Origin of the sequence: Psychrobacter sp. AT9 (genome assembly GCF_047272965.1) — a bacterium.
Classification (GTDB): domain Bacteria; phylum Pseudomonadota; class Gammaproteobacteria; order Pseudomonadales; family Moraxellaceae; genus Psychrobacter; species Psychrobacter glaciei.
The window spans coordinates 1,070,614-1,096,157 of sequence record NZ_JBKOTW010000001.1; the positions used below are offsets into that span (position 1 = coordinate 1,070,614).

Annotated in this window: 20 protein-coding genes and 1 pseudogene; 7 read left to right on the forward strand and 14 right to left on the reverse strand. The window is 43.6% G+C overall.

Annotated elements, in window-relative coordinates; all coding sequences use genetic code 11:
- Positions 1-21 precede the first annotated feature (21 nt).
- From ACMFL8_RS04705 to ACMFL8_RS04720, 4 genes and pseudogenes are all read left to right on the forward strand, one after another.
- Complete coding sequence (locus tag ACMFL8_RS04705) at positions 22-654, forward strand: DedA family protein (RefSeq protein WP_010199363.1); 633 nt, start codon at positions 22-24, stop codon at positions 652-654.
- Between the two features lie 344 nt (positions 655-998).
- The gene (locus ACMFL8_RS04710; protein WP_413190238.1) at positions 999-2,282 is read left to right on the forward strand and encodes an adenylate/guanylate cyclase domain-containing protein; all 1,284 of its coding nucleotides are present in this window, start codon (positions 999-1,001) and stop codon (positions 2,280-2,282) included.
- Positions 2,283-2,362: 80 nt separating this feature from the next.
- Positions 2,363-2,803, forward strand: coding sequence for a helix-turn-helix domain-containing protein (locus ACMFL8_RS04715; protein WP_413190239.1), 441 nt, complete (start codon positions 2,363-2,365; stop codon positions 2,801-2,803).
- Positions 2,804-2,811: 8 nt separating this feature from the next.
- A pseudogene (locus ACMFL8_RS04720) lies at positions 2,812-3,195 on the forward strand (transposase family protein); the annotation flags it as partial.
- A 103-nt stretch (positions 3,196-3,298) separates the two neighbouring features.
- Here ACMFL8_RS04720 and fdx read toward each other — a convergent pair.
- From fdx to ACMFL8_RS04760, 8 genes are all read right to left on the reverse strand, one after another.
- Complete coding sequence (gene fdx / locus ACMFL8_RS04725; RefSeq protein ID WP_413190240.1) at positions 3,299-3,637, reverse strand: ISC system 2Fe-2S type ferredoxin; 339 nt, start codon at positions 3,635-3,637, stop codon at positions 3,299-3,301.
- Positions 3,638-3,729: 92 nt separating this feature from the next.
- Positions 3,730-5,610, reverse strand: coding sequence for a Fe-S protein assembly chaperone HscA (gene hscA, locus ACMFL8_RS04730; RefSeq protein WP_413190241.1), 1,881 nt, complete (start codon positions 5,608-5,610; stop codon positions 3,730-3,732).
- 248 nt (positions 5,611-5,858) lie between these two features.
- A complete protein-coding gene (hscB, locus tag ACMFL8_RS04735; RefSeq protein ID WP_189584326.1) occupies positions 5,859-6,440 on the reverse strand; it encodes a Fe-S protein assembly co-chaperone HscB in 582 nt (193 codons plus the stop codon).
- 149 nt (positions 6,441-6,589) lie between these two features.
- Positions 6,590-6,910: an iron-sulfur cluster assembly protein IscA gene (gene iscA / locus ACMFL8_RS04740; RefSeq protein ID WP_025653020.1), complete on the reverse strand. Its 321-nt coding sequence runs from the start codon at positions 6,908-6,910 to the stop codon at positions 6,590-6,592.
- 395 nt (positions 6,911-7,305) lie between these two features.
- A complete protein-coding gene (gene iscU / locus ACMFL8_RS04745; protein ID WP_010199375.1) occupies positions 7,306-7,716 on the reverse strand; it encodes a Fe-S cluster assembly scaffold IscU in 411 nt (136 codons plus the stop codon).
- A gap of 169 nt (positions 7,717-7,885) precedes the next feature.
- On the reverse strand, positions 7,886-9,112 hold the full coding sequence (locus ACMFL8_RS04750) for an IscS subfamily cysteine desulfurase (RefSeq protein WP_413190242.1): 1,227 nt from the start codon (positions 9,110-9,112) through the stop codon (positions 7,886-7,888).
- Positions 9,109-9,618, reverse strand: a complete 510-nt coding sequence (locus tag ACMFL8_RS04755) for an Rrf2 family transcriptional regulator (RefSeq protein ID WP_010199379.1) — start codon at positions 9,616-9,618, stop codon at positions 9,109-9,111. Before ACMFL8_RS04755 ends, ACMFL8_RS04750 begins: the two co-directional genes overlap by 4 nt.
- A gap of 482 nt (positions 9,619-10,100) precedes the next feature.
- Positions 10,101-10,745 carry a hypothetical protein gene (locus ACMFL8_RS04760; RefSeq protein WP_413190243.1) on the reverse strand — a complete coding sequence of 215 codons (645 nt, stop codon included), beginning with the start codon at positions 10,743-10,745 and terminating at the stop codon, positions 10,101-10,103.
- Positions 10,746-11,255: 510 nt separating this feature from the next.
- On the opposite strand from ACMFL8_RS04760, the gene ACMFL8_RS04765 reads away from it, so the two are divergent.
- Together ACMFL8_RS04765 and ACMFL8_RS04770 are read left to right on the forward strand one after the other, a co-directional pair.
- On the forward strand, positions 11,256-11,528 hold the full coding sequence (locus ACMFL8_RS04765) for an HU family DNA-binding protein (RefSeq protein ID WP_045445077.1): 273 nt from the start codon (positions 11,256-11,258) through the stop codon (positions 11,526-11,528).
- A gap of 407 nt (positions 11,529-11,935) precedes the next feature.
- The gene (locus ACMFL8_RS04770) at positions 11,936-13,810 is read left to right on the forward strand and encodes a SurA N-terminal domain-containing protein (RefSeq protein WP_413190244.1); all 1,875 of its coding nucleotides are present in this window, start codon (positions 11,936-11,938) and stop codon (positions 13,808-13,810) included.
- A 216-nt stretch (positions 13,811-14,026) separates the two neighbouring features.
- Here the strand turns inward: ACMFL8_RS04770 and purH are convergent, their stop codons facing one another.
- The 6 genes from purH to mrcB all read right to left on the reverse strand — a co-directional run bounded on the left by purH (position 14,027) and on the right by mrcB (position 22,149).
- Complete coding sequence (gene purH / locus ACMFL8_RS04775; protein WP_413190245.1) at positions 14,027-15,607, reverse strand: bifunctional phosphoribosylaminoimidazolecarboxamide formyltransferase/IMP cyclohydrolase; 1,581 nt, start codon at positions 15,605-15,607, stop codon at positions 14,027-14,029.
- A gap of 152 nt (positions 15,608-15,759) precedes the next feature.
- Positions 15,760-16,005 carry a helix-turn-helix domain-containing protein gene (locus tag ACMFL8_RS04780; protein WP_189585244.1) on the reverse strand — a complete coding sequence of 82 codons (246 nt, stop codon included), beginning with the start codon at positions 16,003-16,005 and terminating at the stop codon, positions 15,760-15,762.
- A 306-nt stretch (positions 16,006-16,311) separates the two neighbouring features.
- Positions 16,312-17,460: a DUF3426 domain-containing protein gene (locus ACMFL8_RS04785; protein ID WP_413190246.1), complete on the reverse strand. Its 1,149-nt coding sequence runs from the start codon at positions 17,458-17,460 to the stop codon at positions 16,312-16,314.
- Between the two features lie 197 nt (positions 17,461-17,657).
- Entirely contained in the window at positions 17,658-18,584 is a 927-nt protein-coding gene (prmA, locus tag ACMFL8_RS04790; protein ID WP_010199392.1) for a 50S ribosomal protein L11 methyltransferase, read from the reverse strand.
- Between the two features lie 202 nt (positions 18,585-18,786).
- Positions 18,787-19,638: a tetratricopeptide repeat protein gene (locus ACMFL8_RS04795; RefSeq protein WP_413190247.1), complete on the reverse strand. Its 852-nt coding sequence runs from the start codon at positions 19,636-19,638 to the stop codon at positions 18,787-18,789.
- 33 nt (positions 19,639-19,671) lie between these two features.
- Positions 19,672-22,149, reverse strand: a complete 2,478-nt coding sequence (gene mrcB, locus ACMFL8_RS04800) for a penicillin-binding protein 1B (protein ID WP_413190248.1) — start codon at positions 22,147-22,149, stop codon at positions 19,672-19,674.
- Positions 22,150-22,553: 404 nt separating this feature from the next.
- On the opposite strand from mrcB, the gene ACMFL8_RS04805 reads away from it, so the two are divergent.
- Positions 22,554-25,388, forward strand: a complete 2,835-nt coding sequence (locus tag ACMFL8_RS04805) for a heavy metal translocating P-type ATPase (protein ID WP_413190249.1) — start codon at positions 22,554-22,556, stop codon at positions 25,386-25,388.
- The last annotated feature ends 156 nt before the right edge of the window (positions 25,389-25,544 follow it).

Sequence of the window (25,544 nt, forward strand, 5' to 3'; positions counted from 1 at the left end):
TAATAAGGGGAGGCAGTAATTATGAATCAAATCAGCGAATGGGTACTCAGTATTATGGCAAAGTTTGGCTACTTTGGTATTGTGTTTGCCATGTTTGCCGAAAACGTCTTCCCACCGATACCTTCTGAAGTCATTATGCCAGCAGCCGGTTTTGCCGCGTCAAAAGGCGACTTAAATTTAATGCTGGTTATTGTCGCCGGTACACTAGGTGCCTCACTTGGCGCGTTGCCCTTATATTATTTAGGTCGTGTATTTGATAAAGAACGTTTGGTCGCGTTTACCCAAAAATATGGCAAATACGTTTTCGTTAAACCCGATGACGTTACCTCTGCAAATGACTGGTTCGATAAACACGGCAAAACAGCCGTGTTCTTTGGGCGTATGGTGCCTGGCGTTCGCTCGCTCATCTCTATCCCTGCTGGCATGAACAAGATGCCGCTATTGCCTTTTTTAGTATTGACAGCGTTAGGTGCCAGTATTTGGACCACCGTATTAACGTTAGCGGGATATTATCTCGGACAGAACTATGAGGTCATCGAAGGCGCATTAGCCCCTTACTCTAAAGGGTTTGGCATACTGGCTGTCATAATTATCATCGGTTGGCTGCTCAAGCATCGCCGGCAAAATAAGTACCGTAATTCCGATTTAAAATAGATTCAAGGTAAAATAAGTGATAGGTGGTATACTTTTGGTTATATATGACATAGTTTTTAACATACTTAAAAAGTATAATATCAATTATAATATAGTGATAACTGATTAATATCCGACTTGATAATAGAGGTAGTTGATGCACCTGTGCTATCTTCGTAGCCTTTTAGTCTTTCCAACCACCTGTTTTGCTTAAGCGAACACTTTATATGCCTTTTTTAGACACGCTGAGACCAAATCGCCCATCAAAAAATGAAGGGGTATATCGATTTGACTATCCAGAAGTCTTCGTCTTAATTCTCACGGTAATACTCCTCGCGTTGCATTTTGAGTTTAGATCTACCTCAATGGCACTTCTTGTTATTGTTTGTCTGCCAAGCTTAATGATACTAATCTACAATTATCGTCGCCCAAAAAGTTTTTGGACGTCTAATATTGTCATTATTTTATTGTCGGCGGTCATCGGATCAGTACAGTTTTGCATCATTATTTCGCTGAGTTTATCTGCGCTTATAGGTCTTAGGATTATCATTAGTGGCTCTGAAAATAATTTAAAGCTGATCGCCAGCTCAATTATAACGGTCATTGTTTTTTATTATGTTAGCGTCACTTTGGCGGTAGCTGAGATAGATTGCTATGAAGGCTGGACAACACCAATCGTGTTATTGGCAAGTATGGCGGTTATTCTGTGTCAGTTTCAGTATATGTATCAAGAATATCTCGGTTATGAAACGCGTGCTAATCAGGCAGTCGGGCGTCTAAGCAGGATGGTCTCCGTTATTAATAAGTTAACACGCTTCATACCGCCGCAAATTTGGGAACCCATCGTCAAATCTGACAGCCCAGTCATCGTTTCTAATAAGCGTGCTAAGCTGACGATTATGTTCTCAGACATCGTTGGTTTTACCGAATTGTCCGATAGTTTAAGCTCTGATAATCTGGCTGATATTTTAAATACTTATATGCACTGTATGACGTTGATAGCCAATAAACATGGCGCCGTGCTTGATAAGTTCATTGGCGATGGCATGGTGTGTTTTTTTGGCGAACCAAAGAGCCGCGGTGCTCGCCAGGACGCGCTAGATTGTATCGCAATGGCGATAGATATGCGTCGTGAGATGCGCACTTTAAGACAAAAATGGCGGCTCATGGGTTTTGAAGGACTGTACATACGCATTGGAATTACGACAGGTTACTGCCATGTTGGTAATTTTGGCAGCAACAATCGTCTCAGCTATACCTTGATCGGTAAAGAAGCCAATTTAGCAGCCAGACTTGAAGCGAGTGCTGATAAAGATGAAATATTAGTTAGTGAGAGTACCTACGATTACATCTGCCATAATTATGAATGTCAGCACGCTGGTGCATTTCAGCTAAAAGGCTTTGATGACCAAGTAAATGCTTGGCAAGTGCTTGATCCTGATGCTGATAAGGGTCATCTCTCTAAATGGGTTGATCACACGCTGCCAGGTTTTAACTTGCATTTGAACTTTAAAGATATGAAAGATAATGATTATCAAGATATCAGGGCGCGCTTAAATTTTGCGCTTGAGCGGGTTGAACAAGAAGAAGAAAAGTTGGCAACTGATATAGCAGCAGAATGCAAACGTGACAATAATGGTCATAAATAATCGTTTAAAAGCAATAGACCTCTTGCAAAAGTAGTTTCAAACCTCAAAGTATATAACTGAATCCTAAATATTCAATAGACATGCCAAATATAGCCAAACTACTTGAACAGAATGATGCAGGTTTTAAACGTTATACCGGCATCCACAAAGCCACTTTTGAGAAAATGCTAGAAGCCATGCAAGAGCATGAAGCTTCCAAGACCAAATCAGGTCGTCCAAGTGAGCTTAGCTTAGAGGCGCAGATTTTACTAGCACTGACCTATTGGCGTGAATACCGAACCCTTTATCATATTGGTGTGGACTTCAACGTTCATGAATCCTCTGCCAGTCGCATTGTCAGAAAAGTAGAAGACGTCCTTATTCACTCAGGCAGATTTGATTTGCCACGAAAACTGCCATACGGTAAGCCTGAAAATATTAATTGGTCAGCGATCATCATTGATGCAACCGAAACGCCCATTGAACGTCCAAAAAAAACCAAAAGCAGTACTACAGTGGAAAGAAGAAACAACATACCTTAAAAGCGCAAGTCATCGTACATTGGCAAACAGGACTGATATTGGATGTGCAAACCTGCAACGGTTCAGTACATGACTTTAGTCTTTATAAACAAACTTGTCCTGATTGGCTGCCTGAAAACACCAGCTATCTAGCAGACAGTGGTTATCAAGGTATAGCCAAGCTACATAATCAGACCTTTATCCCCTTTAAGAAACCAAAAGGCGGTGAGTTGCTAGCGCTTTGCAAACAGGCCAATCAGTATTTGGCAAAATTTCGTATTCTGGTTGAGCATAAAATAGGTCTGATTAAGCTATTCAAAATTGTGGCTGAACGCTACCGTAATCGACGTCAACGTTATGATTTAAGAATGAAGCTGTTCGCAGGACTGGTAAATCTTGAGCTTAATATCTGACTTTTGCAAGAGTTCTAATATCTATAATATTGAGCACAAAAAAGCCAGCTATCATGACGATAGCTGGCTTTCTAATATAACAGTAAGATAGGTTGTTTAGTGTCTAATGGTTTTCTTTGGCATGATTGAGCGTATATTTAGGAACCTCGATGATTAAATCCTCATCATCGAGCATAACCTGACAAGATAGGCGTGAGTCAGGCTCTAATCCCCAAGCACGATCTAATAAATCGGCTTCAATATCATCCATTTCATCCAAACTATTGAAACCTTTACGGACGACCACATGACACGTAGTGCAAGCTTTTGACATCTCACATGCATGTTCAATTTTAATGCCTTTTTCTATTAGCGCCTTACATAGGTTGCTACCAGCTTCTAGCTCGACTTCGGCGCCTTCAGGGCAAATTTCATGATGCGGTAATACGGTAATTTTTGGCATAAATCGTCTTTCCAGTGCTAATCAATTAAAAAAATAAAAATATAAGAGATGAGCTTAGTATGATCGCTAAGCCGCATTCTTAAACGTATCTACTACCAATCTTGGGCATTCGTACCTGCCATGCTGGCTTTGACGCTTTGATTCATAATACGGGCAGCAAAGGCATCGCTATGAGGCTTGAGCTGAGCCTGCTTAGTTTCGATAAAGCTCAAGTCATTAGTGTCGAGTGCGGCTGCTAGAGCTTTGATTTGCTCTGCTAAAATGCTTTGTTCTTTAGAGGATAGTAATGCTGAAAACTCATTGAGTGCAGATTGTAGAGCCAGTACTTCACGCTCCGCTTCTACTTTTGTTTCGATTAAAGAGCGTGCGTTCTTATCTTCCTCTGCATACTTAAATCCAGCCACCAGTAATTGCTCTTTTTGCTCGTCAGATAAACCATAAGAAGGCACAATCTCAATCTTACTTTCTGTTTTGGTGGTGGTCTCTTGCGCACTGACAGTTAGCTGACCATTGGCATCAATACTAAAGGTTACTTCAATACGGGCAAATCCAGCTTTCATTGACGGGATACCATATAGCTCAAAACGTCCCAATGAGCGGCAGTTATCCACCGTCTCGCGCTCACCTTGTACCACATGAATCACCATGCCTGTTTGACCATCTTGATACGTGGTAAATACTTGGCGTTTTTTGACGGGAATAGGCGTGTTACGTGGAATCAGTACTTCAACTAAGCCGCCCATGGTCTCAAGACCGAGCGATAATGGCGTTACGTCTAACAATAATAAGTTATTGTCGCTATCACCGTTGACCAACTGATGCGCTGTCTGTGCTGCACCCAAAGCAACCACTTCATCTGGATTCAGACGACACAGCGGCTGCTTGGCAAAAAATTCAGTGACAACTTGCTGCACAGCAGGCATACGAGTAGAGCCACCGACTAAGATAACTTCATCTAGGTCTGAGGTAGATAGCTTGGCATCACGTAGCACTTGTTCGCAGACGCTTATCGTGCGGCGGCTAACAGGTTCTGTAATAGCCAGCAAGTCTTCACGGCTCAACACACCTTGATAAGCCTGCTCATTCACAGTGATATCGATATTAACTTGTTCATCGTCAGTCAATGCTTGCTTATAAGCTTTGGCTTGTTGCGCCAGTATTGACTTGTCATGACGACTCACATCTTTAGGATCGATGTTTAATTGTTTGATAAGCCAATTGGTTATCAGACGATCGATATCATCACCACCTAATGCACTATTACCACCAGTTGCCAATACTTCAAAGACACCGTCATTCAGCTTCAAGATAGAAACGTCAAAAGTACCACCACCCAAATCATAAATTAAGTAATAGCTTTCTTTATCACCATTTTGCGTAGCTTGGTCGAGACCATAGGCGACTGCCGCAGCGGTAGGCTCATTTAATAGACGCAGCACATTGATACCAGCTGCTTGGGCGGCATCTTTGGTCGCTTGACGCTGAGCTTCATCGAAGTAAGCGGGAACGGTAATCACCGCACCTTCAATACTGTCTGCAGGCAATGCAGTGGCGGCACGTTGTTCAAGCGTTGCCAATATCCGCGCTGATACCTCAACAGGCGATACTTCGCCTTGAGCAGTCACGAATGCTGGCATATCGTCTTTGCTGCCACTTAATTCATAAGGATGAGAGAATTTGATATCAGCTTGGCTACGACCCATAAAGCGCTTAGCCGAGACGATCGTATTTTTTGGATCATCCGCCAAGTGGGCTAGGGCATCGTAGCCGACAAGCGGGTTGCCTGTGCTTGGATAATAGACCACAGAAGGTAATAGAGTATCGTTAGCTGCGCCTGCTTCTAACACTTGCGCCTTGCCTGAGCGCACCACGGCGACCAATGAGCGCGTGGTACCAAGATCAATCCCTAGGCCAAAACGATGCTGATGGGGTTGGGCACTTTGATTAGGTTCGGCAATTTGCAATAAAGACATAAGATAACTCAAAGATAAAATGAATAAGTGAAATGGGGCAAATACAACATAGGCGCTATGACAGTCAACGGCTGCGATTCTTTTCTAACATAGAAGAGAGTAGCGTTTAATAGCGCTTAAAATAAGGGATTATACGATATCGTTAGGACTATTTTAACTATCGTTTTAAATATAGCTTTAAATAAGAGCAATAAATTAGAAAAGCGTGTATACATTATTAATAACACAAGCGTTTAAATATTCATTATCTAAACGTATAAATCATCATCATCTGAATGTTCAGACGTCGCAACCTCATCAAGCCCTGTCGTCACGTCAGCATTTAACTTGACCAAGAATTTCAGTTTTTGCGTCGCATCAATCGCCGTTTGCCAGTCCTTGCTTTGGTACGCGTCACTAAAACGCTTAGACTGTTTCGTCAAACGTTCGGTAATCTGCGGATGTAATTGCTGTAAGGTTGGGCGATCTTTGTCTTCAATCGCTTCATCTAATTCGATACGCATCTGCATCGCATCTTCTAAAAAGTCTAAATCTGCGATTGAGTGTTCTAAATTCTGTGCTTGTCCTGCCATATCTAACATATAGCTCGCACGGCTATCAGGCGCACTCAACGCTTGATAAGCTTGGTTAATCAATGCTGAGGCTTGCTCAGACTGCTGTTGCGCTTGTGCGGCGTCTGCCAAGTTCTTGGCGACATTGTCAGGGTGATAACGTTTTTGTAGCAGACGTAGATGTTGATCGAGACTACTTTGATTGACTTCAAATTGTACAGGCTGCTCAAATAGGGCAAAAAAGTTATCAAACTGTGCTTCTTGAGTAATATCTGTCATATCATACGCCTTGCTTTTTCTATTTATTTTTAAAGTGTTGTCAATATCAGAATAGGTTTGTTATTTGGTCGACCACACTGACTTAATTGTGGCAGCATTCTTTTATCATCGCTTAAGAGCAAAGTCAGCAACCTTAAGCCATTGAATCACTAAACGGTAAATGACTCACCACAACCACATTCGCCTTTTTGGTTGGGGTTAGTGAACTTAAAGCCTTCGTTCAATCCTTCTTTTTCATAGTCCATCAATAAACCATCTAAATAGACCAAGCTTTTGGGATCAATAAAAATACTGACGTCACGGCTTTCATAACGCGTATCATTTTCGTCAGGGGTATCTACGAACTCTAAAACGTAAGCCAAACCTGAGCAACCCGCTGTGCGGATACCCACTCGAATGCCTTCACCTTTACCGCGATTGTCCAAAAAATCCCGAACATGCTGAGCGGCGCGTTCTGTCATTTCAATCATGCCAACTCCCATTGACTATTAATTATAAGTATCAATAAAAAATCTGTATAGACTGGCAACTGGAATCACAAGTTTGCCAAAATAATATGATGGGGCGTGTCATCAATTAGCACATTAATACATTTAGTGGCCTTAAAATGGCTAAATTTTGCTAAACATCGTCAGAAATCTTGTCAATATGTTCATATTAACGGCAATTTCTTCCTTATTTATCTACAATTTTTCTCATTTTAAGACTCACAATCCAATTAATGACACGCCCTAGCGGCTATTAGAAAATAAAAGGTGACAATTACATAAGTGTCATTGTCACCTTTTTAGCATCAGTAGCTGTTTAACGTGTTGCTACTTAGCACTGCTAATTCTACGCAGCGCATAGGCCAGTAGATTTAGCCTTAGATAACAGCTTCTTCGGTTACTGCTGCTGCGCCGTGCTTATCTTTATAGTCGCTAATAGCAGCTTTGATAGCATCTTCTGCAAGTACAGAGCAATGCACTTTTACTGGTGGTAATGCCAATTCTTCAGCAATGTGACTGTTCTTAATTTCACCAGCTTGATCCAAGCTCTTACCTTTTAGCCACTCAGTAACGAGCGAGCTTGAGGCAATTGCTGAACCACAGCCGTAAGTTTTGAAGCGTGCATCTTCGATGATACCGTTATCATCGACTTGGATTTGTAGACGCATCACATCGCCACAAGCTGGGGCACCAACCATACCAGTACCAACGTTTTTGGCATTTTTGTCAAGATTGCCGACGTTGCGTGGGTTTTCGTAATGATCAATAACTTGGTCACTATAGGCCATGGGGTTTTCTCCTAGTTAGATGATGAGCAGTGGCTTCTAAAAGTTGAAACACTACCCACTCATCGATAATTGGGGTCAAACATTTAGTTAATAAAAATGGTATTTATAACTGTCTGATCAATCGTTTAATAAATCTATTTGATGTTTATATCGCTATATATACTTAAATTTAGTGCTCAGCCCATTCGACTGAATCTAAATCAACACCTTCTTGGTACATGTCCCAAAGTGGTGATAGGGCACGTAGTTTATCAACGGCTTCGTGCATTTGCTTAATAATCGTATCGACGTTTTCTTCCGTGGTGTAGCGACCGAAGCTAAAGCGAATAGAGCTGTGTGCCAATTCGTCTGGACGACCGATAGCACGTAGTACATATGACGGCTCAAGTGTCGCTGACGTACAAGCTGAGCCTGATGATACAGCCAAGTCTTTAAGGGACATCATTAGTGATTCACCTTCGACGAAGTTAAAGCTGATGTTCACAATGTTAGGAACGCTATGCTCTAAATCACCGTTTAGGTAGATCTCTTCGATATCTTGTAGACCATCCCACAGTTTTTGGCGCAGTTTGGCTGCATGGGCATTGTCTTCTTTGTAGCTATCATTGGCTAAGGCAAATGCCGCGCCAAGACCAACGATTTGGTGCGTCGGTAGTGTACCTGAACGCATTCCACGCTCGTGACCACCGCCATGTTGCTCTGCTTTTAGGCGAACACGTGGCTTACGACTAACAAACAAGGCACCGATGCCTTTAGGACCATATGCTTTATGACCTGAAAAACTCATTAAGTCGATTTTCATCTCTTGAGTGTCGATAAGAACTTTACCAACAGATTGTGCACCATCAACATGAAATATAACACCAGCTTCACGAGTGATTTCGCCAATAGCGGCTACATCAGTAATCGTACCAAGCTCGTTGTTTACCATCATCAGTGATACTAAAATCGTATCATCGCGTAGCGCTTCTTTGACTTGTTCTGGAAAAATAAGACCAGTACTTGGCTGCGGCTCAAGATACGTAATCTCGAAGCCTTCTTGCTCAAGCTCGCGGCAAGTATCTAATACGGCTTTGTGTTCGATTTTACTGGTAATGATATGTTTACCGCGAGACTGATAGAAGTGTGCGGCACCTTTAATTGCTAGGTTGTCAGACTCAGTCGCACCAGAAGTAAAGACGATTTCGCGTGGATCAGCGCTGATGACTTCTGCCACTTGTTGACGCGCTGTTTCTACTGCTTCTTCTGCTTGCCAGCCGTAGCCATGCGAGCGCGAGGCAGGATTACCAAAGATGCCATCTACCGTCAGATATTCGCTCATCTTAGCTGCAACTGACTTAGCAACTGGGGTGGTGGCGGCATAATCTAAGTATATAAGGTTGTTATGTTGGCTCATGCTGGGTTTGCCTCGCTGGTCGATAGGGTAATAGTATTGATGTCTTTTATTGAAATATCTTTGGTAACGGTCTGCTGACGGTCTGAGACTGACTGCACGTTTTCCATGTCTAATAATTGCGCTAATGTTATATTTTTCAAGTACTGTTCGATATGATTGGACAATGCACACCATAAATCATGGGTTAAGCACATTGTACCACCTTGGCAATCACCGCGTCCTTCGCACTGCATCGCATTCACAGATTCATCGACAGCGGAGATAATGCTCATCACATCAATTTCGTGCAATGGCTTGGCCAAGTGATAGCCACCTGCTGCACCGCGGATGCTCGTGACTAAGCCACGTTTACGAAGCTTAGAAAATAACTGTTCGAGATAAGAGATAGATATGGATTGCCGCTTAGCAATATCGGATAGCGATACCGCTGTCTCTTGTTGGCTAGTCTGTAACGCCAGATCTAATAACGCAGTAACGGCATATCTGCCTCGAGTAGTCAAACGCATATGTTATCTCCCAACTTCTCAGTTATAAGTGTATTTAACAACGATCTTAGTAAAGTAGTTTTGGTAAAAGCAAACTTTTGCCTCTGTTAATTATCTATCAACTAAGTGTGTCTTATCGCTATTAAACAACAGATGGTGAACCCGATGTGTGCAACGATAGAGTAATTATACTTAATCCCGAGTAATTTAGTCAAGATTAAAGTGTGGTTGAATGGTTAATCCAATTGATTACTATGATTGATAAAAACAATGGTGGTTGAGATGCGGCGTAGAAGGGCTTTAGAGCGTATATCGTAAAATATCTGTATCCATTTTAGATTTGTTTCGAATTTATAATGAGTGAATTAAAGTGATAAAAAAGCGTTTGGTAGCTTATTAAAGCTATCAAACGCTTAATGGTCATTAAAGTAATCGCCTAACAGATGCACTATTATTTATGAATAAGTATGTTTATCAATAAACATCACCATCATTAACAAAAACTAGTTCATCAATAGTGCTATGACTGAGCCAATCATAATGACAAGCGCCATAATAGTCACAGTCATTAATGTCTTCTGTTTGCTCTGCAATTCTTTTACCGTGGTTTCGAGCTCACGGTTTTTAGTCGTCAATGTACTGATTTGTGTTTGTTGTTCTTTGATACGGAGCTTGTAGTTTTCCTTCTTTTCGGCCATTTCCGCGTCAGTAGGCTTAGACTTACCTTTGCCGCCTTTTATCTTTCTGATAAGACCATGAATCAAGTTACCGAGACCGAGCTGCATGATAAATTGCTTAACCAATTGCACTTGTACTGACTCACCGCGCATTTGTAATTTTTCGGTTGTTTCGCTATCGTGAGTGGTGATCGCATTGATGACTTGGATACTGTAAGCATTGATAACCACATCCGGCTCACTACGGCCGATAGGTAGCTGAGCATCTAATAGCACGCCTTTGGTACTAAAGGTAGCAAAAATTTCTACATGTGGTAAGTACAAGCGAAGTGCGACGACGGTGCCTTGCTTGGCAAGCGGATAAGCGGCTTTACGTAGCTCGGGATCTAAACGTAACAGTAGTGTCAGAGCCGACTCAATGAACACCAGAATAATATTAAGAAAAGAGTGAGACAACGTAGAACGCTTCATGTAAATAATCCGTTTTTTATTTAGCAAATTAAAATTAAAGTTATCGAATCAACTCAAGTTGATTTTTACTAAAAATTTGCAGTGATATTTTGCTTATAGTAACGCCTTTATAATAAAAAGTAACGCTAGTTTCTGTCAGTAGCAAAATTATTACAGTACAATTTAGCAGTCGATAAAGACACCACTATTTATGACTGGCAATGCACAGACACCAACTGACCAAGGTTTTCAAAGCCTAAAGAGACATGCAGAGGGTGTTTTGAGCTAAAGTAGTTGGCTTGTATAGACGTTGCAGATGTTTTGCGTAACATTGGGTGTCAAATACGTAGTACATGGCACAAAAATATGTAAAATCGCTTGCGCTCCTTATGCTGCCTTGATATAAAGACGATAACAAAGCGAAACCTGTTAATACGCCAGTCAGGTAGTTTTTATTGCGTAAGTGCTATGAGAGCGTTACAATGCTTGGCGTGAGCGTTTATTACCCCCCTTAAACTTGAAGGAAATTTTATGAATAAGTCAGAATTGATTGATAGCATCGCAGACAAAAGTGGTCTAAATAAGACTCAAGCTGGTGATGCCTTGAATGCTGTTATGGAAAGTGTTGGCGAAGCTTTAGAAGCTGGCGATAGCATCTCACTAGTTGGCTTTGGTACTTTTAGCGTAAAAGATCGTAAAGCCCGCACTGGCCGTAACCCTAAGACTGGTGAAGAACTTAGCATCCCAGCAAGCAAAGTACCAAGCTTCAAAGCCGGTAAAAACTTAAAAGAGCGCTTAAACTAAGCCGTTATCTTTAAGTTACTCTATTATAGACAAGCGCTGCGTAATGACTCGCAAGACGAATAAAAACAGCGTTTGTTGGCAGTAAAATAATAGATGGTCGCTGATAGTTTAGTGCACATTCTAAGCGCTAGGCAAAGCAGCAAAAAAGCACCTAAATATTAGGTGCTTTTTTTGTAGCCATAGTTTGTATCGTACCACGTGAATATTTTGAGTCTACTGTAAAAATCACGTATCATAGGGCGCGCGATAGATGTGTTGTTTGAGTAAGGCTTTTTCACTTAGCCCTATATTCCTCTATAAAATGCACATGTTCTTCTTCTTACCATTGCCGGCTTAGATAGCATTGATATTAATAATAGTATTACAATGGTTTTTCATCAATATAGGTTAATAAAGCAGAGATAACTATGGATAAATTGCGCGATTTCTTAAAAAGCTGGCCAGGTCGCATTTTATTGATTTTATGCCTATCGCCGCTCGCTCTCTTGGGTGTCGAAAGCTACTTTGGTGGTGGCGTTGATCCCAACCAAATTGCACAGGTAGGTGAGGCAAGTGTCGGATTATCAGAGTATCAGACTGCTGTCAATAACCGGCGTACTGAGACATTAGAGCAAATTGATGATGCCAGCTTATTAAATGAAGATGTGCTGCATGAGCAGGTGCTAAAGGGTTTGATCGATCGGACGTTGTTAGAGCAACAGGCTGGTAAGCTTGGTATGACGGTGTCTGATGACACGATCAATCGTCTGCTGCGTCAAGAAGAAGTTTTTCAGGATGCTGATGGTAACTTTTCAAATGACCAGTTTTCAAACTTTTTGCGTCAGCGCGGCATGACCAAAGACCAGCTATTTACAGAATTTCGTAACCAGTTAAGTCTCGATCAGCTCAATGCCAGTATCGTTGGTACGGCAGTGTATCCGATGCAAGCGGTCAGTCAGTTGATCGATCTGCAGCTAGAGTCGCGCAATATTTGGTTGCATCGCTTTAATTGGCAGGATTACCAAGAGCAAGTGAAGCTGAGCAAAAACGATATACAAGCTTACTATGATGCCAATAAAGACACGCTAAAAAGCGCGGCAATGGTAGACTTGGCTTATCTGCAATTGAGTCCTCAGACCGTTCCAGTGACTGATGTCACAACAAAAGATTTGCAGCAGCAATATGAAGCCTATAAGCAGCAGCTGGCTGTAGTCGATGAGCGCAAAATCAGTCAAATTTTATTAACAGGTAAAGATGCAAAAGCTCGCGCAGACAAAGTAAAAGCCCGTTTGGACAAAGGCGAGGCTTTTGGCAAGCTTGCTAAAACACAGTCAGATGACCCATCAGGAGAGACGGGTGGCGATATCGGCCGCTTTAACCCTTCTGTGTTTGGTAATGACGCAGCAGCAGTTGAGAAAGCTCTGGAAGGGCTGAGTGTCGGCGATGTGAGCGCACCAGTTAAGACCAGCTTTGGTTATCAGATATTTACGGTCACTGAAGACAATGGCAAGAAGATCCCAAGCTTAGAGAGTATGCGTGATGAGCTGACCGCTAAAGCAAAAGAGTATAAGCGTCAGGAGATGTATGCCGATAAAGTGACTGCGATTAACGACTTGGCAGCAGATGGTTTTAGTATCGAAGATATTGCTCAACAAGAGAATGTAACGCTAAAACGTCTCAAGGATTATCGTAAAGAAAATAATCAGTCAGTATTGTCGCAACCAGCAGTTATTAAGCAAGCCTTTGATGAGTTTACGATTCAAGACCAAGCGGTTACCGCCGGTATTGAAGTTGGTAATGGCACGGTATGGGTACAGCCAAGCAATTATCGTCCTACTAAAACACTTGCTTTAGCAGTGGCTACGCCACGAATCACACAGATATTACGTCAGCAAAAAGCCACGGCATTGGCATTAAAAGATGCTAAGAAACTGGCGACTGGCATTAAAACAACGGCAGATATTGCTAAACAACCAGTCAGTTTTCAAGCCTTAGGTGAAATAAACCGTCAAACCACACGATTGACAGAAAAAGAGCGAGGTTTGGCGTTTAGTCAGCAAGCGGCCAATAATGGTGTCGTTGCGATTGCGAGCGAAACAGAGATGGGTGCGACGTTATTGGTCGGTGATCGTATCAAGACCGAGCAACAGTCACCACTGTCTGATATGCAACGCGCGCAAACTGCCTCCATTATCCGTGATAACTTGGGTCAAGATCAGCTACAAGATTACCTAGAGTATCTACGTCTAGTGTATAAAGTCGAGATCAATGAGACTAATATGGCCAATGCGCAAGGGCGCTAGAGATAAAGGTGTTGAAATAAGAGTATTAAGGGACATATGACCTAATTGCTAAATCGTTTTTTCTAAATACTTTTATTAAATTTGACGTATAAAAAAGCCACTATAAATAGTGGCTTTTTTAATGGATATTGCTTTTATCATAAGAATGTAGCATTAACAGCGATATACAATTCAATACGGCTATTAATGCCAGTTTTCAAAGTGATAAGACACAGTTTAATGGCGGAAATGGCGCATACCTGTAAATACCATTGCGATACCATGCTCATTCGCCGCAGCAATGGTTTCGTCATCACGCATAGAGCCGCCCGGCTGGATAATCGCTGAGATACCTACTTCAGCAGCATTATCAATGCCATCACGGAACGGGAAGAAGGCATCTGAGGCCATAACAGCCCCTTCTGTGGCCAAGCCAGCATGTTCAGCTTTGATAGCGGCAATACGTGCTGAGTTGACACGGCTCATTTGACCAGCGCCAACACCAATAGTGCGTTGACCTTTAGCATAAACGATGGCATTAGATTTGACGTATTTTGCGACGTTCCAGCTGAATAGTAAATCCGCAATCTGCGCTTCCGTTGGTTGCACATCCGTGACGATTCTTAGGTCGTTGGCAGTAATCAAACCCAGATCTTGCTCTTGTACGAGCAGCCCACCGTTAACACGCTTATAGTCGAGCTGGCTTTCGCGCTGCTCAGGCGTTGGTAGCTCGCCACATACCAATACACGCACGTTTTTCTTAGCAGCAGTCGCCTCAAGCACACCATCTTCGATACTAGGTGCAATAATCACTTCTACAAACTGATTGTCAATAATCGCTTTTGCAGCAGCAACGGTCAATGGGCGGTTAAAGGCAATGATGCCACCAAAAGAAGATTCAGGATCCGTGCTAAAAGCAGTGTTATAAGCCGCTACTTGGTCGGTATTGACCGCGACACCGCAAGGATTGGCGTGCTTAACGATGACACAGGCAGAGGCGCTGAACGCTTTGACACACTCAAGCGCCGCATCAGTATCGGCGATGTTGTTATAAGACAGTGCTTTACCTTGTAATTGCTTCGCCGTGGCAATAGAGGCTTGCTGACTTTTGAGTGGATGGTTTTCGGTATAAAAAGCCGCGTTTTGATGTGGGTTTTCGCCATATCGCAGGTCTTGGGCTTTTTCTAGCTGCACGTTAAAGGTACGTGAAAAGTTCTCTGGCTCTTGAGTCTCATTGACTCGGCTACCTAAGAAGTTGGCAATCATACCGTCGTATTGTGCAGTATGTTCAAAGGCTTTCACCGCTAAGTCGTAGCGTAAGGCAGCGGTCAGTTTAGTGCCATCACCCAAAGCAGTAAGCACGCGATCATAATCTACTGGGTCAGTAATAATACCAACGTGAGCATGGTTTTTGGCAGCAGAACGTACCATTGTAGGACCACCGATATCGATATTTTCGATCGCATCGTTCATCGTTACATCAGCACGAGCGATGGTTTCTGCGAATGGGTAAAGGTTTACCACGACTAGATCAATACGATCAATTTGATGATCGCTCATAACAGCATCATCAGTGCCACGGCGCCCTAGAATACCGCCATGAATTTTAGGATGCAGCGTCTTAACACGGCCATCCATCATTTCAGGAAAACCGGTGTAATCTGATACTTCGGTCACCGCAACGTTATGCTCTGTCAGTAGTCGATAAGTGCCGCCAGTCGATAGCAAAGCAAAACCTGCTTTAATGAGGCCTTGAGCAAATTCAACGATGTTAGACTTATCGGAGACCGACAGTAGGGCAAGTGGGGCTGTACTCATAAGAACTTTCCATAAAAAAAGCCTGACGTAAACGTCTGGCAAGGTGATAATGGCATTCGCTGTAGACGTTATCACTATGGATAAGGTCATGAACGATACATTGCCATACATAATGAGGGTTAATGACGATCGATAAGCTCATATAGCTGAGGCTACATCAAGTTATAAGTTTTGAGTTTTTTGCGTAACGTACCACGATTGAGACCTAAAATTTGCGCGCATTTGGTCTGATTGCCTCGCGTTTGTTCAAGAACGACAGACAGTAGTGGCTCTTCGATTTGTTTTAGGATGAGCTCATACAAGTCGGTAGGTATCTCATCACCCAACATCACAAAATACTGACGTACCACGCGTTCTACATTCACACGTAAAGGTTCATGAGTCTGGATATGGCTCATACGGTTATCTGAAGGCTCTAAATTGTGAATTGAATGCTGATAGTTGTCGTCATTATAATCGGCAAGATGCTCAGAGCTTTGGGCAAACCGATTGGCATTATGCTGTGCATGAGGTGCCATAAGATAATGTCCTTGGGATTAGAAAGAGTCAAACTATAGGGGTTAGAGGAATATTATAACAAATTAATATCGGCTAGCACTGACAGATTAGACGTTATCTTAGTGGTGATACCATGAAACTAATGTCATCACTAAGATCATTTAATCTAAAATCATCTTATGAAGTCCTATTTATTAAAGTTTTGCTTAATAAACGGGACTGACACTGACTTCACGAATTTGAGCATTGGCAACGGGTATCGTAAACAGTAACTGTCTGCGACTGTCAGCGGCTATTTGGCTTTGGGTGCTCAATAAATAATCATCTGGCGCTGCAATAAACTCTCCGAGGAGGGCATTTGCACCGTAAACGCTGACCTTAACACTAGGGTAGAGCTGTGCTTGTACGCTTTGGTTGTTTAGCGTCGCACTTACTTCACTAAAAGTACCCGTTGTTTTAATTTGGCTGGGTTTGTGACTGAGTTCAGTGACTGTCAAGGCAGCCAAGTCGGCACTAGGTAGGCTGCAAGCAGCGATCGTACAGAGGGTTTGTAGTCGTTCCGCATGAGCAGGATTTTTTACCAAGGTTTCCAAATTAAAAATAACGTACTGGGCGAAAAGCAGTAGTACCAAGACCAAGCAGCCTAATGTCCACAATAACGAGGCAATCGAACGTCGCGCTGGTGTCGGAGTGAATTTTGCTTGTGCCTCCATTTTTTTGACCCGCTCTTCATGTGTTCGGTCTTCGTCTTTGAAGGGCACACCCATGCTGAGCAATAGCTGTGATAAGTCCGTATCCTCTTGGATGGTATTATCATTTTTGCTTTGCTCTTTGAGCAAATCTTCAAGCCATGCGTTATCAGTCGTATCATCAATATTTGCATGAATATTATTAGCTTCGGCTGAACTAAGCGCAACCTGAGCTGCTGATTCGTCATTTTTATCAAGATTATTGTGCTGCTTACTGGTTATCGAGGTGCTATGACTGCTGTTATCTGCTTTACTTAGCCAAGCATCCATACTGGCTAACGAGTCATACTCCAAATTGTTTTCATCTGACTCTTCAATATCCATATCGTCATAAATTAAGCCGTCATGAATTAAAGTATTAGAGAATACTGTTGAAGATTGCTTGTTACTGGATGGTTTGGCATTGCTTTTATTATTAGGATTAGTTGTCGTGCTATCTGTAGGATTTGGTGGCGTATCGGTGGTGACGATAAGATGTCTATTGACCAAAAAACTCTGCTGACACTGATCGCAGCAGACGGCTGCATTCACTTTATTTAACTGCGTTTGTTTTAACTTGAAGCAAGCTTGGCAATGAGGGCACTGAGTTTTTATTGGCGTGGTCATAGGGTCGAATCCAAAAAAGTATGGTTATCAATACCGCGTAGCCACTCACCAATAGTTGCCTGCAACGCTCAGGCTTCCACAGTAAACACTCATCGTTAAATGTTTGATACATATATGAGTGATAGATAAGGACAGAGTGGCGTCAAACACATAACATTTGACTGCCGCTCTATCGTAACAGATGTAATTACATGTTGCTAGCCTGTAAATGTACCAGACAAACGCTGCCAATGTTGGTCTTCTTGCGCTGTAAAAGCGTGCTTCGGATCGAGCGCAAAGTAAGGCTGATAAGCAGCAGTCACTTCTTCAGTTTGTGACTCGATTAAGCCAGCTAACACGATACGACTTTTTGGTGCCATTAAGGTGACAAAATAAGGTGCTAAGCCAATCAGTGGCTTGGCTAAAATATTGGCGACCATCACTTCTACAGGTTTAACGTCGTTTTGTTTCCAGTAATCAGTAAACTCCTCTGGCAAAAATGCTTGCAAGCGATCATCGACATGATTGCGTACGGCATTTTGGTTGGTCGCCAGCACAGCTTGTGGGTCGATATCGACAGCATAAACGTGACGTGCCCCCAACAACAACGCCCCAATGCCCAAAATACCTGAGCCGCAACCATAATCAATCACGATTTTATCGGTCAGATCTTGCTCTGTTAACCAGTCGAGACAGAGACGAGTGGTGGCATGATAACCAGTACCAAAAGCCAAACCAGGGTCCATAATGATATTGGTCGCCTCAGGATTAGGCGGCGTTATCCAGTTAGGCACAATCCATAAATTGTTGGCACATGGTATAGGATGGTAATTGCTCATCCATTCGCGTTCCCAGTCTTTATCATCTACCGCACTTAGCCAAATGCGACTGGCGTGTACCTGTGCGCCAATTTCGTGACTTAACTGTTCAACCGCATGACGACTCCCAATGTCTGTTGTGGCATCGAACAATCCTGTCAGAATGACTTCATCCCATAAGGGTGATTCGCCAGGTAATGGTTCAAATAGAGGTTGATCCCCTGCGTCGTCTAAGGCGATTGATAATGCACCTGCTTCTAGTAACAATGCCTCGGCGAGATCGACGTTTGCTTTTTCACATTGTAAGTGCAGTTGTTGCCATGCCATAACGATAACCTTAATCTAGAGTAAAAATGAATGGGTGTTCTGGATAAATCCCAGCTTGGAGTAAATAGTGAATGAGCAGCCTACTTAAAGTTAACAGTTTGCATACCTTGCTTGGCTCTTTTAACTTTTATAAGTGTTTAACAGCCATGAACTTTTAACGCTTGCGAATGCAGTCCTGCTCATTTAGATGCTAACTAACTAACTAACGCAATGCTCGCTTTGCTTCGCTGACTACGCGTGAATTGCCTTGAGCTTGTCCTGATTGCAAAATAACTTGCCAGAGTGCCCGTCTACGATTGGCATTTTGCGAGACGGCAAGACCACGGCGCGCCATCGCTTCTGCCTTGCGCGGCTGGTTCTTTTTGAGGGCAACTTGTGCCAAGTAAAAGTATACTGCCGAGGATTTTGGTGCAAGTCGCTGGGCACGGGTAAAGCTACTCTCAGCACTGGTCAATTTTCCTGATTTTAACTGACCGATTCCCGTTTGCATGAGATTACGAAATGCTGGCAAATCACTGTTATTAGTGGCCACTTGCTGACTTCGTTGCTGCGAATTTTGGCGCGCGCGCTCCAACAGTTCATTATGTGACGGCACTGAGGGTTCGGATATTATATAGTCATCAGGAGAAGGCGTAATAATCGCGGCGTCGGGCGTTGTAACTATGGGACTAGGCAGTGTATTAGGTTCTGTAAATACTGGGGTCTGCTGCGTCAATGGGTTTGTCGCTGAAGATGGTTCGGACGGCGTATAAGGGTCGACAGGATAGTTGTTCTTATTTTCGTTATCATTGTCATAGCCCCTGCTATCAATGATTGGTGCTTGAGTCGCAGGCGTTATCTTGGTAACCGATGAGGGTGCTTTTGGATTTTGCGTTGCGGGCACCGTTTGAACAGGCGTTGTGTTCGTCGCATTAGGCACCGTCTGACAGGCGCTCAAGCTCATCATGCTGACGAGCGCACTGACAGCAAGGACAGAGTTCACTAGCGTGGTTTTTTTAGCCGCGCGCATAAAGTATTGCTTGACGGATACGCTCTGCTGTATAGATGACACCATGTTAGAACCCTCTTTTAAGTTTTAAAAAAAATTTTAGAACCATTCAACCGCACGGTCATACCAAGTGTCAGCACCGTTCTGCGCATCACTATCATTTTGGTTGTCGGTATCAACGGCTTCGCCATTTGGAATGTCTAAGCCTTCGCGGCGGCGTTGCTGATTGATAGCGCCTTGCTCACTCTGTTCTCGAACGCTATCTTGTTGATACAATCCAATGGCGCAACTGCTGGCTTCTTCTGGTAGGTGTGCAGACATCACTGGTAGATAGCGCGCATCAGCACAGCGCTCATTTGACAGCTTGCCAGAATTGTTTTCAAGCCATAACCATTCAATACCTTCAGGCTCAGGTAGCGATACCGGTGTCAACTTTAAGCGACTCATATAGTCGACCCAGACTGGTAATGCACCCGTACCGCCGCTCAGACCAATTGGTTTGTTATCATCACGACCGACCCAAACCACGCTGACATAGTTACCACTGTAACCAGCAAACCAAGCATCGCGGTAATCGTTTGTGGTGCCTGTTTTACCCGCGAGATTTAGGTTACTACCAAGTGATTGTGCTCGTTTAGCCGTTCCGCTGGCGACCACTTGCTGTAGCGCGTAATTGGTCAAAAAGTTAGTCTCAGGTGGAATGCTACGCTGCGTATTAAGCCCTGTACGCTGTAAAATACGACCGCGATCATCAATGACACTACGAATGCTGTGAATAGGTGTCCGAAAGCCACCCGTAGCAAATACTTGATAGATACCAAGCATATCCATGGGGCTAAGATTGACAGAACCTAGCAAAGCAGAAGGATAGGGCGATATTTTCTCTTTAATACCCATACGCTGTAGCTGCTTGGCAAAAGTATTGATTCCAAATTCCATGCCTAAGCGTACCGCTGCTTGGTTATAAGACTGAGACAGAGCGGTGGTAAAGGGGACATAACCATGATCGCGATTGTCATAGTTTTTTGGATTCCATTTCGTACCGTCATTTAGATTGACCGTAATCGGTGAATCATCGACGGAACTCGCCAAATTATAGCGACCACTTTCGAGCGCTGTCATATAAATGATTGGCTTTAACAAAGAACCGACTTGACGTTTGGCATCGACAGCACGGTTAAAGCCGGTAAATTCACTGCCGCTACCGACTACGGAGACCAGCTCGCCAGTCTCTGGATTCGCACTGACCAAAGCCCCTTGTAAGTCTTTGGTCTTGCTGCTGCTACGACGTAGCTCGCCCAGTTTTTTATCGACTGCTTTATCAGCAGCTAGTTGGGCAATAGGATCGAGCGTACTAATAATCGTCAGACCTTCGTTTTTCAGGTCATCAGAATAATAGACGGTATTCAATTCACGTTTGACGATATCAAGGAAATCAGGAAACTGGCTTTTGCCTTCGACAGGCTTATCAACGATACCCAGCGATCTTTCTATGGCTTTATCATAGTCTGCTTGACTGAGCGTACCCATCTCTAGCATGTTGCTAAGAACAATGTTACGACGTGCTTTTGAATCGTTTGGATGGCGACGTGGATTATAGACACTTGGGCCTTTTGCCATACCGACGAGCAAGGCTTGCTGATCTAAACGCAGCTCGTTCAGCGGTTGATTAAAATAAAACTGTGCTGCCAAACCAAAACCATTGATAGAGCGGTTGCCGTTTTGTCCTAAGTAAATTTCGTTCAGATACGTTTGCAGAATTTCATCTTTGCTATAATGGAGCTCAAGTAGCACAGCCATCAAGGCTTCATTGGCTTTGCGTTTTAGGGTGCGATCTGAATTTAGATAGAAGTTTTTAATTAGCTGCTGGGTGATGGTCGAACCACCTTGTCTAGAGCCACCAGAGAAGTTATTGATGACCGCACGAGCGATACCGCGTATCGACACCCCTTTATGCTCATAAAAGCCGCGATCTTCCGTGGCTATTAACGCATCAATCAATGGCTGCGGCACCTCATCTAAAGAGACGACCATACGATCTTCATTGCTGTCTGGGTAAATGCCACCGATACTAACCGGCTCAAGGCGAATAATGCCGCTCTTAGCTGGTAAAGTGCTTTGAATTGACTCAATTTTATTACCGGCAATCGTCATTTTTATGACTTGCTCAGTGTCTATATCGCTAGAGCTATAGGTAAAACCGCGGGTATGAATAAAATAAGTATTGCCGGACTTACGATAAGTACCAGTGCGATCATACGCCTTATTGCTTTGATAATTGAGCAGCTCAAGCCATGTCTTAATCGTGCTGTTATCGACATTGGCACCTTGGTAAAGCTCAAGCGGCTGCGAGTATACCTTGGCAGGAATATCCCAACGCTTACCTTCGAACTTGTGGGTAATGGTGCGATCAAGCTTGATCAAATACAGCGCCAGTAGCACCATGCCAGCAATAATGACAATTAATAAAATACTACTAAACACCAAGCCGCGCTGCTGAGAGGGTAGCGTGCTGACAGAAGGCGTAGATGGCGAAGAGAGCTTGGCGTTTGGTAGCTTAGAATTATATTTTTGCACGGATGATGCACCATTTAGGGATAAAAAACTGCCTCATAATGACGCAAATTGACAAATTTTTCAATCTATCATCATCAACGCAGGCATTCATTGGGATTACACTGTGAGGGGTTATATTACTCACAGCACTGGCTTATAGTATAATCGATCTGTTGACGGCTATGTTTATACGAAAACACAGCGAGCTTTTAATTTGCTCTGTGGATGCCATATAAGATAACAATTTACGATTATTCTAACGATGTTTTTTGTATGAATTAGCAGTTGATTCTCCCTCTGTGCTAGCAGTGCCGAACCTATTTAAAATAGCTGTTTTAAGTAAAAGTAAGCACGTTTGATGATAGCAAGTTTACTCAAAGCGAATTGGGTTCGAGCAAACCTGTCTAAAGGAAGTAAGCGCGATTATGTCTAGTGCCCCCTCACCAATGCCAACCTCCAGCCATCATTATGAAGACAACTCTATCACAGAAGGGTTGGTGCTGCCCCTTGCTGGGCATTGTTTTCACTGCGGCGATCCAGTGCCGCAGCCGCCATTTTATGCCGATATATTGGGTAAATCCCGTGAGATGTGCTGCATGGGTTGTCAATTGGCGTCTCAAAGCATCGTTGAGGCAGGGCTTGAGCAATATTATCTTGATCGCTCTGAAATCAATCGTACCGCAAGCCTTCCCACCCAGCTGACGCGCCTCGAAGCCTATGATCATGATGAGATAAAGTCACAGTTCGTTTATGCTCAAGATGGTCTGTCGGTGGCGGAATTGTCCGTTAATAATTTACGCTGTGCTGCCTGTACGTGGCTCATCGAATCGCGTCTTTATGAGATTGATGGCATCAGTAAGTGTCAGGTCAATTTAACCAATCAGCGTATGCGCGTCATTTGGGACGAGAGTAAGCTGCCTATCAGCCGTATTCTAGCCGTTATCAATGAAATTGGCTACGAAGCCAAGCCTTACCGTCAAGACACCCATGAAGCAATGCTGGCTAAGCACAATAACAAGATGCTGCTACGTCTAGGAATTGCTGCTCTTGGCGCGATGCAAGCAATGATGTATGCGGTCGCACTATATTTTGGTGAATACAGCGGGATGTTGATATTACAGCGCGATTTTTTGCGTTGGGTGTCGTTATTCGTCAGTATTCCCGTGTTCTTTTATGCGGGCATACCGTTCTTTACGTCTGCATGGTCGGCAGTTCGCGCGCGCCAAGTCAATATGGATGTACCGGTCAGTATCGCCTTGATTGTTACATTTTTCGCCAGTTTGTACGCCACCATTACTGGAAACGGTCAGACCTATTATGATTCGGTCAGCATGTTTATTTTCTTCTTATTGGCAGGGCGTTATATCGAGCATAATGCCCGTCTGAAAGCGGCGACGATGGCCAATGACTTAGTAGTGGTGGAGCCAGTTTTAGTACAAAAAATCGCTGAAAATAAAGGAGACGCTGCGCTCATTTTGCAGCAGTTACAGCAAAATGCTTTGAATAAAGTAGATACGAGTGCTATTAATCAGGCAGTTCATGAGACAGGTGTTAAAAGTCCAATCAGCGCTGTGGCAAGTGCTCCGACGAAGTACACGCCCAATTTTATGCAGAGTATGGACGCCAATGTCTATCAAATAACCAATCGTATAGCTCAAGACTGGCAACAAACCAGCCGTCAACCAGATTTATTAAAGTCAGGTTTATTAAAGCCAGCGTATGGCGCAGAACAAAAACAAATGGTGACCGCCCAAAGCTTACAAGTGGGTGACATCATCATGGTTGAGGCTGGGTCTGAGATTATAAGCGATGGTATTTTGCTTAGTCCAACTGCGACCGTCTCCCAAAGTTTGCTGACGGGTGAGGGTGATTTAATCATCAAGTCTCAAGGTGACTATATCGTCGGCGGCGCGCAAAACGACAGTCAGCCGTTTGAGATGCTGGTCACGGCACTGCCAGAAGACAGTCAGATTGGGCTGATTGATCGGCTGATGAACCGTGCCATGAGTGAAAAGCCCAAACTGGCACAGCAAGCGGATAAGCTGGCTCGTTGGTTTGTGGCGCGGATTTTAGTGTTGTCAGCATTGGTATTTATCGGTTGGTACATCGTTGATCCAAGTCAAGCCATTTGGGCAACGGTCGCGGTATTGGTTGCTACTTGTCCTTGCGCGCTGTCACTAGCCACACCGATTGCGCTGACGGTCTCTACCAATCGATTGGCCAGCTATGGATTTTTGACCACGCGTGGTCATACGCTGCAAACTTTAGCAGAGATTACTCATGTTGCCTTTGATAAGACGGGGACATTGACTTATGGCAAGCCAAACTTACTGAACATTGAGCTAACAAAACCGGTCAGCCAAAATGAAAACGCTGATTCAAGCGCGTTGCCTTTGCAAAAAGACCGTTTTTTAGGCATAGCTGCTGCCTTAGAAGTAGGCAGTCGCCATCCGATTGCTCATGCGCTACTGACTGCCGCTTATCAATTACATTTGCCACCCACTCAAGCCTTGCAGCATTATCCAGCAGGCGGGGTAGAAGCCATGATTGATGGCGTTCTATATCGTATTGGTCATATGGATTTTGCTTTGGATAAAAGCGCCACTGGTGAAAATGTAGACAATAATTTAACGATTGATTTGTTGAGCCATCGTGCCAGCTCAGCGGTTGTGTTGTCTTGTCAAACAAGCTCCTCAAGCACATGGCAAGCACTGGCGTGTTTTTACTTTAGCGATAAAGTGCGTGATAACGCCCGCTCAATGCTGGATACGCTCAAAGACTTAGGGATTGAGTCTGTGATGCTGACGGGCGACCCCAGTCCACAGGCGCTGGTCATGGCGGAGAGTTTGGGCATGCAGTCGGCATATAATGGTTTGTCGCCAACGGATAAGGTCAATCATATCCAGCAGCTGCAAGCGCAAGGGTCAGTCGTGCTGATGGTTGGTGATGGTATCAATGATGCACCCGTATTGGCAGCAGCAGATGTGTCGACTTCGATTGCTGGCGCGGCAGATTTGGCGCAGGTGTCGAGTGACAGTATCATTCTAAATGGACAGATTGAAGCCATTACAGCTGCCAAACGTATCGCGGATAAAACGGAAAGTATCATCAAACAAAACTTCCGCTGGGCATTAGCTTATAACAGTATCGTATTATTGCCTGCCGCGTTCGGTTATGTCCCACCTTGGCTTGCCGCCATTGGAATGTCATTGAGTTCATTATTCGTGGTATTAAATGCACTGCGTCTAAAACGTGCTTAGGGTCTGTTGAACATTCAAATATTAGGACTGCTGATCGCTAAAACCGCATTAAACTATGCGTAAACCGACGATAATGTCGAGACCTTAGCTAGGTTTGCAACAACGTTTGGGCTGATTTTAGTATCAGCCCCAAGTATACAAGCAGGGGCAGGACTA